This window comes from Streptomyces sp. NPDC107517 (assembly GCF_055582645.1).
In genome coordinates, this window is record NZ_JBVJPM010000003.1 from 302,421 (window position 1) to 318,063 (window position 15,643).

The window sequence follows — 15,643 nt, forward strand, 5'->3', positions numbered from 1 at the left end:
ACATCATGCACAAACGGCGCGCCCTCGCGCTGGCGGCAGCCGTGACCTCCGGCCTGCTCGCCCCCCTGACCCTCCCGACCCCGGCGACGGCCGCGTCCGCGAAGTACACGGACGACTTCAACGGCGACGGATTCCGCGACCTCGCGACCTCCGCGGTCTGTGCCACCGTGGGCGGCGCGAGCTGCGCCGGCGCCGTCGTGGTCACCTACGGTTCGGCCTCCGGCATCAGCGCCGCCCGGCGCACGGTCCTCAGCCAGAACACCAGCGGTGTCCCCGGAACGGCCGAGAAGAACGACGGCTTCGGTTCCGTGCTCGCATCCGGCGACCTGAACAGCGACGGATTCGCCGACCTCGTGGTCGGGACCGCTGGCGAGGACGTCGGCACCGACACCGACGGCGGTACGGTCGTTGTGCTCTGGGGCAGTGCCGACGGCCTCTCCGGCGGGACGACCGTCAACGATCCGGACCCGTCCGGCCACGATCTCTTCGGCAAGTCCCTGGCCGTGGGCGACTTCACCGGCGACGGCACAGCCGATCTCGCGGTGGGCAGCACCGGCAGCGCGGTCTGGATCTACCGGGGAGGGTTCACCAAGTCCTCCGGTGCCGCCTCCAAGTTCAAGCTCGGCACCGACCTGGAGCCCGGCACCTCCAACGGGGCGCGGACCCTCACCTCCGGGGACTTCAACCGCGACGGCTACAGCGACCTGCTGATCACGGGCTTCTACAACCCGAACAGCTACAGCGCCGCCTTCGGCAGTCTGGTCTATCTGGGCTCCGCGACAGGCATGACCTACCAGGACATTCTCGCCGAGGGCGACACCGTGGCCACGGGCGACCTCAACGGCGACGGTTACGACGACGTGATCGTCGGCGCGCCTAACGGCGACGACCAGGGCCACGTGGGCGGCGCCATCACCTCCTACCTCGGGGGTGATGCCGGAGTGCGTACCGACACGGAAAGAGTCATCGAACAGGACACCCCGGGTGTACCCGGCGAGGACGAGTCGAGCGACTACTTCGGCAACGCGATCTCCATCGGTGACATCGACGGGGACGGACACGACGACGCCGCGGTCGGCAGCTACTACGAGAGCATCGGCGACGCCTCGCTGACCGGCAGCGTCACCGTGTTCCGCGGGAACCCGCTCGGCCTGTCCACGGACGGGGTCAAGGTGTTCCACCAGGGCACCACCGGCATCCCGGGCGCCGATGAGGACAACGACCACTTCGGTTCGGCCGTGCGGCTCGCCGACCTCACCGCGGACGGCCGCGCGGACCTCTCCGTCGGCGCGCAGGGCGAGAACAACGGTGACGGCGCCCTCTGGAGCCTGCATGGCTCGTCAACGGGCCTGACCACCACGGGCGCCGTCAGCTTCGGAGTGTCGTCCGTCGGCATCTCCACGACCGGATCGCCGTCCTTCGGAAACGTGATGGCTGACTAGACGGCCGGCTGGGGAACGCCCCTGCGGTCAAAGTGATCTGGTGAACGAATCGGTACGGAGCCTCCTTACCTCCGACCACCCCGTAGGCACCTCCCGACACCCTTAGGGGATGTCACAGCTCGGCAGCAAAGCCGGGCCCGATCCACCGGGCCCGGCACCTCGATCCCCGGGACCAGGTACGTTCGATGACGTGGCTGGATTCAGGATCGGACGCGGCCGGGACAACCGCGCCTCGCAATCGCGACCGTACGGACAGGGTGCCCCCCAGGGGCAGGCCCCGTACGGCTACCCTCCCGCGCCCCCGAACGGGCAACCGCGGCAGCACCAGTACGGCGGCCGGCAACCGCAGCAGCCGTACGGTCAGCAGCAGCAGTGGCCCCAGTCCGGAGGCCACGGCGAGCCGGAGTACTTCGGCGACCCGAACGGCCCACAGGGGCACGGTCAGCAGGGCCAGGGCTACGACCCGTACGCGGCGAACAACCCGGGGCACACCCAGGCGTTCTCCGTGGGCGAGGACCCGTACAGCCAGGGCGGCACCTACCGCGCGGGTTCGGCCCCGGCCGCACCCGCCGGTCCGCGACTGCACTGGAAGCCGCTGCTGTCCGGGGTCGTCCTGCGCCCCGGCCAGACGTACCTCCAGATGCGGGACCACGCGATGTGGGGCCCCGCCCTCATCGTGACGTTGCTCTACGGGCTGCTCGCGATCTTCGGCTTCGACTCGGCCCGCGAGGACGTGATCAATGCCACGCTCTCGGCGGCGATCCCGTACGTCCTCACGACCGGCGTGGCGATCACCCTCAGCTTCTTCGTGCTCGGCGTGGTCACGCACACGCTGGCCCGCCAGCTCGGCGGTGACGGGGCGTGGCAGCCCACGGTCGGCCTCGCGATGCTGATCACCGCGATCACGGACGCCCCGCGCCTGCTCTTCGCGATGTTCCTCGGCGGCGACGCCCCGTTCGTGCAGGTCATCGGCTGGGCGACGTGGGCGCTCGCGGGCTTCCTGCTGACGCTCATGGTCAGCAGGTCGCACGACCTGCCGTGGCCGAAGGCGCTGGCAGCCTCCGCGATCCAGCTGATCGCACTCCTGTCGATCATCAAGCTGGGCACGTTCTAGAGACCTGGGACACCTGAGTGGGGCCCGGCACAGTGTGTGCCGGGCCCCACTCGCGTTCGCCGCCACCGCCTCACCGCCTCACCGCCTCACCGCCTCACCGCCTCACCGCCTCACCGCCTCACCGCCAACGGGTGACGCCGGTGGCGGGTCGGAGCAACGGCCCTTGGGACAGCTGCCACGATGCGCCCATGGCACCTGCGGCAGGCACTGCTGAAAGCTCGACGAAGGCGCGACTCGTCCTGCTGACACTCGCAGCAGGTCAGTTCCTGATGGCACTCGACAGCTCGGTCATGAACGTCTCGATCGCCACCGTCGCCGAGGACGTGGGCACGACCGTGACGGGAATCCAGGGCGCCATCACGGCGTACACCCTCGTGATGGCGATGTTCATGATCCCGGGCGGCAAGGTCGGCGCGCTGATCGGCCGCAAACGCGCGTTCATGATCGGCTGCGTCATCTACGGCTGCGGCTCCCTGACCACGGCGCTCGCACCCAACCTCCCCGTACTGCTGCTCGGCTGGGCGCTCCTCGAGGGGATCGGAGCCGCCCTCATCATGCCCGCGATCGTGGCGCTCGTGGCGGGCAACTTCGTCACGGAACGCCGCCCCGCCGCCTATGGTCTCGTCGCGGCCGCGGGGGCCGTGGCGATCGCGGTGGGGCCGCTCGTCGGAGGTGTCGCGACGACGTACTTCTCCTGGCGCTGGGTGTTCGCCGGTGAGGTCGTGGTGGTGCTCGGCATCCTCGTGCTCGCCCGCCGCATCGCCGACGCGCCGGTCGGCGAACGCTCCCGCATCGATCTCCTCGGCTGCGCGCTCTGCGCCCTCGGCCTCGGGATCTTCGTCTACGGAGTCCTCCGCTCGGACGAGTGGGGCTGGCTCCGGCCCAAACCCGGGGCGCCTTCGTGGCTCGGTGTTTCGCTGGTCGTCTGGCTGGCGCTGGCCGGTCTGCTGCTGATCTGGCTGTTCCTCCGCTGGGAGGCCCGCCTGGTGGAGCAGCGCAAGGAGCCGCTCGTCGACCCGGCCCTGCTGCAGAACAAGCAGCTCACCGGCGGCCTGACGATGTTCTTCTTCCAGTACCTCGTGCAGATGGGTGTGTTCTTCGTCGTCCCGCTGTATCTGTCGGTCGCCCTCGGCCTGTCCGCGCTCAAGACCGGTGCCCGCATCCTGCCGCTCTCGCTGACACTGCTGGCGGGCGCGATCCTGATCCCGCGCTTCCTCCCGGATGCCTCACCGCGCCGGGTGGTGCGGCTCGGGATCCTCGCGCTGCTCGCCGGCGCGGTGGCCCTGCTGGCCGCGCTCGACGTGGGAGCCGGTGCGGAGATCGTCACCCTCCCCCTCCTGCTGATCGGGCTCGGCATGGGCGCACTGGCGTCCCAGCTCGGGTCGGTCACCGTGTCCGCGGTGCCGGAGACACAGAGCGCGGAGGTCGGCGGAGTCCAGAACGCCGTCACCAACCTGGGCGCCTCGCTCGGTACAGCGCTCGCCGGGTCGATCCTCATCGCCGCGCTCACGGCCTCGTTCGTCACCGGCATCGAACAGAATCCGGCGGTCCCGGCCGAGGTCAAGAGCCAGACCTCCGTCGAGCTCCAGAGCGGCGCGCCCTTCCTCTCGGACGCTCAGCTCAAGACCGCGCTCGACAAAGCCGGCACGAGCGCGGAGGTCTCACAGGCGGCGCTCGACGCGAACAGCGAAGCACGGCTCGACGGCCTCCGCGCCGCACTCGCCGTCCTCGCCCTCACCTCGCTGGTCGCCATGTTCTTCACCTCACGGATCCCGACGACCCAGCCCCGCTCGGCAACGCCCTAGCCTGCCGGGAACGCGCGTGGGGCCCGGCACTGTGTGTGCCGGGCCCCACGCGCGCTGCATGCCGTACCGCCTGCTCAGGCGTCCAGAACCTGCCCGGCCCGGCTCACGACGGGCGGCTCGACGGACCACGGGAAGTTGATCCACTCATCCGTGCGCTTCCACACGTACTCGCACTTCACGAGCGAGTGCGACTTCTCGTAGATCACGGCGGAGCGCACCTCGGCCACGGTGTCGAGGCAGAAGTCGTGGACCAGCTTCAGGGTCTTCCCGGTGTCGGCGACGTCATCGGTGATGAGCACCTTCTTGTCCGAGAAGTCGATCGCGTTGGGCACGGGCGCCAGCATGACGGGCATCTCGAGCGTCGTTCCCACACCCGTGTAGAACTCGACGTTCACGAGGTGGATGTTCTTGCAGTCGAGGGCGTACGCGAGCCCGCCGGCCACGAAGACGCCACCGCGCGCGATGGACAGCACGATGTCCGGCTCGTAACCGTCGTCGGCGATCGTCTGCGCCAGCTCGCGCACGGCAATGCCGAACTTCTCGTACGTAAGGTTCTCGCGTACGTCACTCATGCTGCTGCTCACACCTGCGTTCGATGGAAATTGAGGAAGGAACGGGAGGCCGTGGGGCCGCGCTGGCCCTGGTAGCGGGACCCGTAGCGCTCGTTGCCGTAGGGGAACTCGGCGGGCGAGCTCAGCCGGAACATGCACAGCTGCCCGATCTTCATGCCCGGCCACAGCTTGATCGGCAGCGTCGCGAGGTTCGACAGCTCCAGCGTGACGTGCCCAGAGAAACCGGGGTCGATGAAGCCGGCGGTGGAGTGCGTGACGAGCCCGAGCCGGCCGAGGGAGCTCTTGCCCTCGAGGCGCGAGGCGAGATCGTCCGGCAGGGAGATGACCTCGTACGTGGAGGCGAGCACGAACTCGCCGGGGTGGAGGATGAAGGGCTCGTCGCCCTCCGGCTCCACGAGCCGCGTCAGGTCGGCCTGCTCCACCGCGGGGTCGATGTGCGGGTAGCGGTGGTTCTCGAACACCCGGAAGTAGCGGTCGAGCCGCACGTCGATGCTCGAGGGCTGCACCATGGATTCGTCGTACGGATCGATGCGGACCCGTCCGGCGTCGATCTCGGCCCGGATGTCCTTGTCTGAGAGAAGCACGTAGCGAGGATACGCAGAGCGCGCGGGCCCGCCACAATCCGGCCATTGCACCGCGACTGTGGCGCACCCGCGCGCCTGCCTTCCGGCTATGCGCCGGCTACCGCTTCTCGAACTCCACAGGAACCGCGTTCCTCAGCCGCGCACACCGCGGACATCGGATCAGCCGGCCGGGTCCGAGCCGGTCGGCCTGCTGCATCGGGAACGAAGCGGTGCTGAACACGTGCCCCTCGGCACAACGGACGAATGTGCGCTCCATCGAGTCCCAGAGTCCCTTCCCCACGAGCCACTACGCCATTTCTGGCTGACAACGATGGGTCACATTACGGGATGAAAGGGACGCCACTCCAGGCGGCACTCCGCACACGGAAGGACCCTCGAAGCCGGCCCCACCGTACGCCCCAACTCCCTTCACCCGCAGTCACATCCAGCACGCGCAACGCATACGGACCCCACGGCGAAAGCGCCGGGGGTCCGAGGTGAGGTACAGTGTGCGACGTTACGACTCCGGCTCAACCGGCGTCTTACGCGGGTGTAGTTTAGTGGTAGAACATCAGCTTCCCAAGCTGAGAGTGCGAGTTCGATTCTCGTCACCCGCTCCATACTTGAGGCCCAGGTCAACGACCTGGGCCTTGTTCGTTGTCTGGATCTTGTTCGTTGTCTGGACCTGTTCAGCTGCCTTCAGCTGTCGCGCACCACATCCGCACCATCTGGGCTGTCGGGCGGGTCCTTCGCGCGGCTCCTTGTGGCGCTTCGCACGTTGAGCCCTAGCAGGTAGCGATCCGGCGCAGGGCCACCAGTTCCTTCTGGACCACTCCGCCGAGCACGGGAACCGGGTGCTTTACAGCGCACATCCAGCGGAGCGACGACGGTCGGTCGGCTCACGCCCGAAGGGGGTGAGTGGCGGGCTGGGCAAGGGAGTTGTCCGGCATCCACGGGTGCCGTCAGCCTGGTTCAGGTGGAGACAGGAGTGCGAGACAGGGCGGTGCGCAGCGCGAAGGCGCCGAGCAGGCCGCCTGCCGTGAAGCGCTGGGCGGTCATGGCGCGGGGCCGGGCGGCCAAGAACCCCGACACCCGTGCTGCACTCAGCATGATCAGAGCGTTCACGGAGATTCCCACGACGATCTGCACACCACCGAGCTGGAGCAGTTGCCCCCAGGCCGGACCTGCCTGCGGGTCCAGGAACTGGGGCAGTAGGGCGGCGTACATAAGAGCGATCTTGGGGTTGAGCAGGTTGGTCAGCAGCCCCATCGAGAACAGGCGAGCGTCGGAGACCGGAGACAAGTCCTCGGCCGGGGCGAAGGGCGAGCGGCCGCCGGGCTTGAGCATGCCCCAGGCGAGGTAGGCCAGGTAGGCGGCCCCGGCAAGCTTGACCACCATGAACGCCACCGGCACGGCGGCGAACAACGCGGACAGGCCCGCGGCCGCGGCCGCGGCCAGCAGGTAGCACACGAATCCCACGGCGGTCCCACTGAGGCTGACCAGGCCCGCCCTGCGGCCTTGGGTGATCGCGCGGGAGGCAAGGTGGATCATGTTCGGTCCCGGAGTCAGGGCCATGCCCAGTTCGACCAGGGCCACTCCTCCGACTGCGGTCAGAGTGATCACCGGTCAACCTCCTGGGCGTTCGTCGGGCTCCTGATACGGAGTGGGTCGCCCAGTTGCGTCGGACGGCTACGACGCATCAGCGGCGCCCGCCCCGCCTGCTGCACATTACGGCCTCGCCGCTCGGTGGCTTCATGCGCCCTCGGGCCCGCCGACGGCATCAAAGGATGAGCCGTCAGCTGAAGCGACGCCGACGACCTGAATGCCGGCAACGCCGCCCACGACGTCCGACGGACAGCGCGCAGGGGAACGGCCCCCGACCGATTGTGTGCTCGGGTCACGGTTGTGAGGTTGTGGTCGCTGCCGGGGCACCAGCGAAAAGGGCACCTACGGATCTCCGTAGGTGCCCTTCGGCGTCCGGCTCCGGCCTTGAAGGGTCAGTGAGGCGCGGGTCGGAACGACTTACCCAGTGCCACCCCGGCGGGGGCGTTGCCGACGGGGATCGGGGAGCCCACGACCGTGTTGGTCCTGGTGTCGATCACCGACACGCTGTCCGAGGCGGTGTTGGCCACGTAGGCGCGACCGCGGAGGGCGTCGGCGGCCACCCAGGCGGGGCCGTAGCGGACGGGGATCGGGTAGCCGACGACCGCGTTCGTGTTCTTCCCGATCAGCGACACGGTGTTCGAGTCGGAGTTGGTCACGTAGGCGCGGCCTCGGCGGCTGTCGACGGCCACACCGGCGGGGAGTCCGCCGACGGGGATCGGGGAGCCCACGACCGAGTTCGTGTTGGTGTCGATCACCGACACGGACTTCGAGATGCCGTTGGTCACGTAGGCACGGCCGCGGACGCTGTCGACGGCCGCCCCGAGGGGGAGGTTGCCGACGGGGATCGAGCGCCCGACGACCTTGTTCGTCCTGGTGTCGATCACCGACACCGTGTACGAGTGGGCGTTGACCACGTAGGCGCGGCCGCGACCGCTGTCGACGGCCACCGCGTACGGGAAGTCTCCGACGGGGATCGCCGTCCCGACAACCTTGTTCGTCCTGGTGTTGATCACCGACACGGTGTCCGAGCCGGAGTTGGCGACGTAGGCGCGACCCCGGACGCGGTCGACGGCCACCCCGGCGGGGAGGACGCCGACGTGGATCGCGGTCCCGACGACCTTGTTCGTCCTGGTGTTGATCACCGACACGGTGTCCGAGCCGGAGTTGGCGACGTAGGCGCGACCCCGGACGCGGTCGACGGCCACCCCGGCGGGGCCTTTGCCGACATGGATCGCGGAGCCGACGACCGCGTTGGTTCGGGTGTTGATCACCGACACGGTGTCCGAGCCGCCGTTGGCGACATAGAGGCGATCACTGCGCCTGTCTTTGTGCGACGCCGCATAGGCGTGAGAATCCGTGGCGGACAGGAGGGCGATGGAGAACGCCGCCAGGACGACGCTCAACCGGTTGAGCCACTGGCGCAGTGCCCTACGGCGCGGGGATGCGGAGACGTCGCCTGGCAGGAGCTCAGGGGGAGTTCGGGACATTCTTCCTCCAGGCCGGTCGGCTCTCGGGAGCCGTCATGATGAGGGCGACGGCTGAGCAGCAATGGGCGTCCACGACCGTCACAGCACATCCTTCGGTCCGCCACCGTGCTCTGCCAGTCGGACTGCGCTGAACGTGACCGCTTGCCGGGACTTATCCCCTGAGCTCAGTAATGTTCCTGGCCGGCTTCCGCCAGGGGGCCGGCCGACGGGGCGGCATTCACAGAGCGGCCGCCCCGTCGGCGCGGACCAGCCGCACGTGGGGCTGTCGGGAAGCGCAACCAGTGGCGGAGGGGTCACCGGGGAGAAGCGGAGCCGGTCAGCCCCTGAGCGTTCCGCCAGTGATCACAGGTTCAGCTCTCGGAAATACGGCGGGCCTCGGCCACGAGATGCCCAGGCAGGCCCGGCCCCGCGCACGCGTAGTCGATGAGCAGGTCGCGGTAGGAGGTGTTCGCGAGCTCCGGAGCTAGCTCACCCGAAGCCCTGCGCGCCCTGACGGCCCACCGTCGACGTTCACTCCGGAAGGGACCGGCCGCCCTCCCGTGACTCCTTGTTTCGCCAGTCGGCTGTGCGCTGTCCGACCGCAGATTCAGCGGTGGCAAGACCTCTGCCCCTGGTGGAACCCGGATTTGAAGCCGTCCTTGAAGCCGCGCCGGTAGTCCTGCTGGGCGTTCTTGTGGTGGACGGTGGCGGCTTGCTTGCCGCCCGCATGCCCGATTCCGTTCACGTTGTCGTGCCTGTTGTCGTGCCGGTTGCCGTGCCTGCAGCGGTCCTTCCCCTGGTGGAACCCGGATCGGAAGCCGTCCTTGAAGCCGCGCCGGTAGTCCTGGTGCGACTGGGGAACCTTGACGCTTGCACCTGTACTGACGTGGGTCTCGCTCGGTGTGGCCGCGGAAGCCTGCGTCCAGCCGACGGGCGCAAGACCGATGGAGGCGGCGATGAAGACCGAGCTCAGAACGACCCGCCTTCTCTTCATTGCGAGCATAACTATCCCCTTGGAGCAGTTACTCACATAAAGCCAGATTTCACTTTAGTCGCCCCTATGGGCGTCGCAACCGCACCTGCCGCGCGCCCTCCGTGCCCGGTCCGGCCGCGCGTCATCGCCCGGCCCGGTCGAGTTCTTCGTCCAGGGCCAGGGCAGCGGTGATCAGGGCGAGGTGGGTGAACGCCTGCGGGAAGTTGCCCAGTTGCTCACCGGTGGGGCCGATCTCCTCGGCGAAGAGGCCGACGTGGTTGGCGTTGGTGAGCATCTTGTCGAAGGCGTACCGGGCCTGGCCGAGGCGGCCGGCGCGGGCGAGGGCGTCGACGTAGAGAAAGCTGCACAGCGAGAAGGTGCCTTCGCTGCCGCGCAGGCCGTCGGGGGAAGCGGCGGGGTCGTAGCGGTAGACCAGGCTGTCGGAGACCAGCTCGTCGTCCATGGCGTCGAGCGTGGAGAGCCAGCGCGGATCCCGTGGCGTGATGAAGCCGACCCCCGGCATCAGCAGGAGCGAGGCGTCGAGGACGTCGCTGCCGTAGTGCTGGACGAACGCCCTCCGCTTCTCGCTCCAGCCGCGGTCCATGATCTGCCGGAGGATGGTGTCGCGGGCATCGGTCCACGCGGTCAGGTCGGCGGGCCGCGCCAGCGCCCCGGCGACCCGGATGCCCCGTTCGAAGGCCGCCCAGCACATCAGGCGGCTGTAGGTGAAGTCCTTTCGGCCGCCGCGCGTCTCCCAGATGCCCTCGTCCGGGCGGTCCCAGTTCCGCGCCAGCCAGTCGAGCACGTCGGAGAGTCCGAGCCAGCCGTCATAGCCCATGACGTGGGCGAGGTCATCGGTGTGAGTGAGGGCGTAGACCGCTTCGCCGTAGATGTCCAGCTGGAGTTGGCTGGCGGCGCCGTTGCCGATGCGGACGGGCGCCGAGCCGCGATAGCCCTCCAGGTGGTCCAGGGTCTCCTCGGCCAGGTGCGGGTCGCCGTCGACGCGGTACATGATCTGGAGCGGCTCACCGGTGACCGTGTGGTCCGGGCCCTCGAGCAGCCGGCCGGCGAGCCAGCGCCGGAAGGCGTGCGCCTCCTCGGTGAAGCCCAGTCCGAAGAGGGCGTGCAGCGAGAGGGAGGCGTCGCGGACCCAGGTGTAGCGGTAGTCCCAGTTCCGTTCACCGCCGAGCTGCTCGGGCAGGCCCGCCGTCGCGGCGGCGACCGGAGCGCCGGTGGGGGCGTAGGTGAGCAGCTTGAGCGTGATCGCCGACCTGTGGACCGTCTCCTGCCAGCGGCCCCGGTAGCGGCTGCGGCTGATCCACCGGTACCAGAACGCGCAGGTCGCGTCGAACTCCTCTTTCACGCTCTCGCGGGTCGGGGGCGCGGGCGCCTCGCCGCCCGTCGCGCACACCGTCAGCACGGCGGCCGCCATGTGCTCCTGCTCCAGTTCGACAAAGGCCCGGACGGCCTCGCCGTCCCGCTCCAGCTCCAGGGGCCCCAGGGTCTGGAGGTGGGCGTCGGTGTCAGGGCCCGCGAAGTGCGCCGCGCCCTGGTCCAGGGTGAGCCGGTGCACCGCACGGGCGTAGTCGAAGCGGGGGTTGCAGGTCAGCGCGAAGCGGATCCGGCCGCGGGTCACCCGCATCACCCTGACCAGCCGGTGTCGGTCCGTGACGGTCTCGGGGTGGTCCAGCGGCATGAAGTCGACGACTTCGCCGACTCCGTGCGGGGTGAGGAAGCGGGTGATGAGGACGGCGGTGTCGGCCAGGTACAGCTGGCGCGTGGTCACGTCCGGGCCCTCCACGGTGATCGCGAAGTGACCGCCGCGGTCGTGGTCGAGGAGGGATGCGAAGAGGCTGGGCGAGTCGAACCGGGGCGCGCAGAACCAGTCGACCACGCCGTCGGAGGAGACGAGAGCCGTGGTCTGGAGGTCTCCGACCATTCCGTGGTCCGCGATGGGCGGGTAGCGCCGCATGGTGATCCCTTCCGGTCCGGTCACTGACCGGCGGATGCTCAGCCGACCTGCTTCGACCTTCCGCGCCGGGCGCGGGACCGGCCACGCCGGTTGAGCTGTCCGGGTGGCGTGCGCTCCTGCGGGGGCGTCGCCCGGGAGCAGGCCGTCCCGGAGCGGACGGGGGGACCGGTCTGCGCCAAGTGGCGGGCGACCGGTGACGTTATGGCGGCCGTGCCCGCCGGCCCCTTCCGTCACAGGCGTCACACATCTTCGCAAGAGCATCACATCGTGCCCGCATTGCCTTCGGAAAGCGTCGATAGCGTTGCTGGCCGCTCGATCTCGCGTACGAACGTGACCAAATGCCCGGCGTCCCGGCGGCGCAGTCAGCCACAGAAAGATCGAAGATGGACTACTGCTCCTCGTGTCGTCGGACCCTCAACGGAGCACTGGTGTGCCCGGGTTGCGGCGCGTACGCCCCCGACATAGCCCCGCCCGCGACGACGTCGTTCTCGTCGCGTTCGTCGGTGTCGCCGCATTCGGCTTCCCCGGCTTCCTCGTCGTTCTTCGGGGTGTCCCCCTCCGACGTCCGTGGTCACAGCGGCGGCTCTGCCGGTCCCGCCGACTCGTTCGACGACTTCGACGCCTTCTCCTCCGCAAAGGCCTTCGACCTGGACGACGCGGGCGGTGAGGCCGCCGCGGTCGAGGTCTCCACGCCCGTGGCCGCTTCGCAGGGCGGCCGCGCCGCCCGGCGGCGGAAGCTGGCGCAGTGGAAGAAGAACAAGCGCCGCGCCGTCGCCGCGACCGCCGTCGCCATCGTCGGTGGCGGGCTCACCATCGCCGCGCTGCCGAACGACGCCTCCCCCGACCGCACCCACGCCTCCGCGGCCCCGGACCCGGTGGCCACCTCGCCGGCCCTGGCCAACACGGACTCCTCGACGGACACGCCGGACGACCGCGCCTCGCGGAGCGGCAGCGACCGCGCGCACAAGGCCACCGGCCCGCGCCACGCCCGCCCGGCGGGCACGCCCGCGCCGGCCACGACCGCCGCGCCGACCGGAGCCCCGCGCCACGCCGCCCCGGCCCGGAGCACCGCGCCGCACACCGACTCCGCGCCGGCCGCCGCCACGCACACCGCCGCCCCCGCCGCCCCTGCCCCGCAGACCTCCTCGCCCGCACCGGCCGCCCAGTCCGGCAGCGGTTCGAGCACGGGTTCCGGTTCGAGCACGGGTTCCGGCTCAAGCACGGGTTCCGGCTCGGGTACGGGTACGGGTTCGGGTACGGGTACGGGTTCGGGGTCGTCCGGCGGGGACCAGGCGACGACGCCCGCCCCCTCCACGGCGTCGCCCGAGCCCATCTGCGTACTCGGCCTTCTCTGCATCAGCTGAGCATCGCCGCAACGACCGAGGCCCGGCCCGGGGTTCTGACCCCCGGGCCGGGCCTTCGCCCGTACCGGCGCAAACGACTCCTCAGGCGCCGCCCTCGGACTCCCACAGGGTCTCCAGTGCCCTGGTGGGCCCGCCCAGGGAGCGCACATGCTCCAGCGCGGCACCCACGAACGCCCGCAGCCGGCCCGTCTCGTGGTCGGCGGGCCACAGGAACGCGTACTCGATGCGGGGGGCATCACCGAACGGCCGGAACACCAGGCCGGGGCGCGCGTAGTACCGCACGCCCGCCGCAGCGACCGGCGTCACCCCCTTGCCCGCGAGGACCAGCGACAGCGCGTCCTCCCAGTGCGTGATCGCCTGGCCGTGCGGAATGGGCCGCCCCGACGGTGTCTGCCGCGGGAAGTGATGGTCCAGCCAGTGGGCCGGCACCGGCCTCGCCACCGTCAGGAGCGTCGCCTCCGCCAGATCCTCCACGCTCAGCGTCTCGCGCCGCGCGAACGGATGCGCGGACGCCATGAGCAGCACCCGCGGCTGCGACAGCAGCACCGGACCTGTCGTCAAGTCGTCCTCCGCCACCGGGAGTTCGGTGACCTGGAGGTCGATGTCCCCGGCGCGCAGCGGCCCGTACGGGTCGGATATCTGCACCTGGCGTATCTGCACGTCCACGCCCGGATGACGGCGCGCGAACACCGCGGCGACGCTGTGCAGCAGATGGCCGGTGAACGCCCCCGAGAAGCCGATCCGCAGCGTGCCGGTGATCCCCCGGCCGGCCGCCGTGGCCTTGGCGATCTCCTCCTCGATACGGCGCTGGGCCGGGCCGATGCCGTCCCTGAGCTGCTCCCCGATGGCCGTCATCGTCACGCGCCGGCTGCTGCGCTCGAACAGCTTCGCGCCGATGCGGCGCTCGACCCGGGCGACGGTCTGGCTGACACGGCTCTGCGAGACACCCACACGTTCGGCGGTCCGGCCGAAGTGCAGTTCCTCCGCCAGCGTCAGAAAGATCTCGATCTCCTGGCGTTCCATGTCCTCCCCCGTCCCCGGCCTCGTGCCCCTCGCCGGCCCGCTCACCTCGAACCATGAGCCCGGTGAATCGATCGTTGCACAGATCGTTCTTGTTGCGCAGATGCGCCGATTCGATGCTGGTCAGGCCCGATCGCTCACGAAAGGACCCCCCTGATGGCCGTCACCGAGTCCTCTCCGCCGACCGAGACCGACGTCCTCGCCCCGCCACCGCCGGTCGCCGATGCCGGCCCCGCCGACAGCTCGTTCAGCACGCGAGGGCTGCTGGTCCTGATCACGCTGTGCTGCGCGACGTTCATGTGCGGCCTGGACTTCTCCATCGTCACCGTGGCGCTGCCCGACATCGGTGGCAGCCTCGGCTTCTCCTCGCCCGGCACGCTCCAGTGGGTCGCCACCGCGAGCCTGCTGCCCTCCGCGAGCCTGCTGCCGCTGTTCGCCCGCGTCGCCGACCTGGTGGGCCGCAAGAAGCTCTTCACGTTCGGTGTCGCCCTGTTCACCCTGTTCTCGCTGGGCGCGGCCCTCGCCAACGGTCCCGGCACCCTGATCGCCACCCGCGCCGGCCAGGGCACGGCCGCCGCGATGATCGCCCCCGCCGCCATCGCCCTGATGACGGGCTACTTCCCCGAGGGCCCGCAGCGCGCCCGCGCCCTGGGTCTCAACGGCGCCGTCATGTCGCTCGGCTTCGTGCTCGGGGCGCTCGGCGGCGGCGTCATCACCAGCGGCTTCAGCTGGCGCTGGACGATGGTCGTGCTGTGCGTCATGGGCGCCGTCGCCCTGGCCGGCGCGCTCGCGCTGCCCGTGATGGGGGAGTCCGCCGCCGCCAGGCACATGGACATCCCCGGCGCGGTCCTCGCCACGCTCGGCCTGTTCGGTCTCGTCTTCGGCATCTCCGACGGCGGCGACAAGGGCTGGGTCCGTGCCGACTCGCTCGGCTCCGTCGTCGGCGGCCTCGTCCTGCTCGGCGCGTTCCTCCTGGTCGAGCGGCGCCACCCCGAGCCGCTGATCCCGCTCGGCGTCCTGGGCCGCCCCACCGTCAGATGGTCCGGCCTGTTCGGTGTCGTCACGTTCGGCATGTGCGCCGGCACGACCGTGCTGCTCAGCCTCTACATGCAGGACGTCCTCGGCTTCACCCCGCTCCAGGCCGGTCTGAGCTACCTCGGTGAGGGCGCGGCCGCGATGCTCGGCGGCATGTACGTCTCGAAGCTGCTCGGCCGGTTCGGCGGCGAGCGGGTCCTCGCGGCCGGTCTGCTGATCCAGGGTGCCGGCACCCTCGCCATGTTCACCTTGCCGCAGAGCGGCAGCATCGCGCCGCTCGTCATCACGTCCTCGGTCATGGGCCTCGGCCACGTCCTCAGCGTCGTCTCCTTCCTCACCGTCATGACCACGGGCGTCAGCGAGGAGGACCAGGGCGTTGTGGGCGGCCTGTCACAGCTCCCGCAGTACGTCGCCGCGATCGGCGTGGCCGGGCTCAGCGCGATTGCCGCTGCCCGCACGCATGCCCTCTCGGGCGGGGCCGGTTCTGACGCGGGCGCCACGCTCGGGGGGCTGCACGCCGGAATGGCCACCGCGGGTGTCATCGCCCTGGTGGGCGGGGGCCTCGCGGCGACTGTGCTGCGCAGGCGCGCCTAGCCGTTCCGCGAAGGCGGGAATTGGGTCGCGGGGTGCGTGTGCCGTTTGCGCCGTTCCCCGCGCCGCTCGTCCGGGGCGCTGCCGCCGTCGTACATCCGCGGGCCGAGCCCGTGCCCCT

The 15,643-nt window shown here is 70.2% G+C and carries 12 protein-coding genes and 1 tRNA gene; 6 read left to right on the plus strand and 7 right to left on the minus strand.

Annotation, left to right across the window (positions count from 1 at the left end; translation table 11 throughout):
• Positions 1 to 5 precede the first annotated feature (5 nt).
• The 3 genes from ACZ67T_RS09160 to ACZ67T_RS09170 all read left to right on the plus strand — a co-directional run bounded on the left by ACZ67T_RS09160 (position 6) and on the right by ACZ67T_RS09170 (position 4,361).
• Complete coding sequence (locus ACZ67T_RS09160) at positions 6 to 1,442, plus strand: FG-GAP and VCBS repeat-containing protein (protein ID WP_469982674.1); 1,437 nt, start codon at positions 6 to 8, stop codon at positions 1,440 to 1,442.
• A gap of 109 nt (positions 1,443 to 1,551) precedes the next feature.
• A complete protein-coding gene (locus ACZ67T_RS09165; protein WP_469982676.1) occupies positions 1,552 to 2,556 on the plus strand; it encodes a Yip1 family protein in 1,005 nt (334 codons plus the stop codon).
• A 188-nt stretch (positions 2,557 to 2,744) separates the two neighbouring features.
• A complete protein-coding gene (locus tag ACZ67T_RS09170; RefSeq protein WP_469982678.1) occupies positions 2,745 to 4,361 on the plus strand; it encodes an MFS transporter in 1,617 nt (538 codons plus the stop codon).
• Between the two features lie 74 nt (positions 4,362 to 4,435).
• Here ACZ67T_RS09170 and ACZ67T_RS09175 read toward each other — a convergent pair whose 3' ends face one another.
• Together ACZ67T_RS09175 and dcd are read right to left on the minus strand one after the other, a co-directional pair.
• Positions 4,436 to 4,933 (minus strand): phosphoribosyltransferase, encoded by a 498-nt coding sequence (locus ACZ67T_RS09175; protein ID WP_383089047.1) that lies wholly within the window; start codon positions 4,931 to 4,933, stop codon positions 4,436 to 4,438.
• 8 nt (positions 4,934 to 4,941) lie between these two features.
• A complete protein-coding gene (gene dcd, locus ACZ67T_RS09180; RefSeq protein WP_100596440.1) occupies positions 4,942 to 5,517 on the minus strand; it encodes a dCTP deaminase in 576 nt (191 codons plus the stop codon).
• Between the two features lie 525 nt (positions 5,518 to 6,042).
• Between dcd and ACZ67T_RS09185 the strand changes: the two genes are divergently transcribed.
• A tRNA-Gly gene (locus tag ACZ67T_RS09185) sits at positions 6,043 to 6,116 on the plus strand.
• Positions 6,117 to 6,468: 352 nt separating this feature from the next.
• On the opposite strand, the gene ACZ67T_RS09190 is transcribed toward ACZ67T_RS09185, so the two are convergent.
• The 4 genes from ACZ67T_RS09190 to ACZ67T_RS09205 form a co-directional block, all read right to left on the minus strand.
• The gene (locus ACZ67T_RS09190) at positions 6,469 to 7,119 is read right to left on the minus strand and encodes a LysE family translocator (protein ID WP_469982679.1); all 651 of its coding nucleotides are present in this window, start codon (positions 7,117 to 7,119) and stop codon (positions 6,469 to 6,471) included.
• A gap of 374 nt (positions 7,120 to 7,493) precedes the next feature.
• Entirely contained in the window at positions 7,494 to 8,588 is a 1,095-nt protein-coding gene (locus tag ACZ67T_RS09195; protein WP_469982680.1) for a YncE family protein, read from the minus strand.
• A 586-nt stretch (positions 8,589 to 9,174) separates the two neighbouring features.
• Positions 9,175 to 9,570 (minus strand): hypothetical protein, encoded by a 396-nt coding sequence (locus tag ACZ67T_RS09200; protein WP_469982682.1) that lies wholly within the window; start codon positions 9,568 to 9,570, stop codon positions 9,175 to 9,177.
• Between the two features lie 112 nt (positions 9,571 to 9,682).
• Positions 9,683 to 11,512 carry a glycoside hydrolase family 15 protein gene (locus tag ACZ67T_RS09205; protein ID WP_469983087.1) on the minus strand — a complete coding sequence of 610 codons (1,830 nt, stop codon included), beginning with the start codon at positions 11,510 to 11,512 and terminating at the stop codon, positions 9,683 to 9,685.
• Between the two features lie 383 nt (positions 11,513 to 11,895).
• Between ACZ67T_RS09205 and ACZ67T_RS09210 the strand changes: the two genes are divergently transcribed.
• Positions 11,896 to 12,876: an SCO2400 family protein gene (locus ACZ67T_RS09210; protein ID WP_469982683.1), complete on the plus strand. Its 981-nt coding sequence runs from the start codon at positions 11,896 to 11,898 to the stop codon at positions 12,874 to 12,876.
• Between the two features lie 81 nt (positions 12,877 to 12,957).
• Here ACZ67T_RS09210 and ACZ67T_RS09215 read toward each other — a convergent pair whose 3' ends face one another.
• Positions 12,958 to 13,899, minus strand: a complete 942-nt coding sequence (locus ACZ67T_RS09215) for a LysR family transcriptional regulator (RefSeq protein ID WP_469982685.1) — start codon at positions 13,897 to 13,899, stop codon at positions 12,958 to 12,960.
• 153 nt (positions 13,900 to 14,052) lie between these two features.
• Here ACZ67T_RS09215 and ACZ67T_RS09220 point away from each other — a divergent pair, with 153 nt between their 5' ends.
• Entirely contained in the window at positions 14,053 to 15,525 is a 1,473-nt protein-coding gene (locus tag ACZ67T_RS09220) for an MFS transporter (RefSeq protein ID WP_469982687.1), read from the plus strand.
• The last annotated feature ends 118 nt before the right edge of the window (positions 15,526 to 15,643 follow it).

Bases quoted from the DNA above. Each gene is read 5' to 3' on its own strand.
- ACZ67T_RS09210 (WP_469982683.1), top strand. From the start codon at position 11,896: ATGGACTACTGCTCCTCGTGTCGTCGGACCCTCAACGGAGCACTGGTG.
- ACZ67T_RS09220 (WP_469982687.1), top strand. From the start codon at position 14,053: ATGGCCGTCACCGAGTCCTCTCCGCCGACCGAGACCGACGTCCTCGCC.
- ACZ67T_RS09160 (WP_469982674.1), top strand. From the start codon at position 6: ATGCACAAACGGCGCGCCCTCGCGCTGGCGGCAGCCGTGACCTCCGGC.
- ACZ67T_RS09215 (WP_469982685.1), bottom strand. From the start codon at position 13,899: ATGGAACGCCAGGAGATCGAGATCTTTCTGACGCTGGCGGAGGAACTG.
- ACZ67T_RS09200 (WP_469982682.1), bottom strand. From the start codon at position 9,570: ATGCTCGCAATGAAGAGAAGGCGGGTCGTTCTGAGCTCGGTCTTCATC.
- ACZ67T_RS09195 (WP_469982680.1), bottom strand. From the start codon at position 8,588: ATGTCCCGAACTCCCCCTGAGCTCCTGCCAGGCGACGTCTCCGCATCC.
- ACZ67T_RS09175 (WP_383089047.1), bottom strand. From the start codon at position 4,933: ATGAGTGACGTACGCGAGAACCTTACGTACGAGAAGTTCGGCATTGCC.
- ACZ67T_RS09170 (WP_469982678.1), top strand. From the start codon at position 2,745: ATGGCACCTGCGGCAGGCACTGCTGAAAGCTCGACGAAGGCGCGACTC.
- ACZ67T_RS09165 (WP_469982676.1), top strand. From the start codon at position 1,552: ATGTCACAGCTCGGCAGCAAAGCCGGGCCCGATCCACCGGGCCCGGCA.
- ACZ67T_RS09205 (WP_469983087.1), bottom strand. From the start codon at position 11,512: ATGCGGCGCTACCCGCCCATCGCGGACCACGGAATGGTCGGAGACCTC.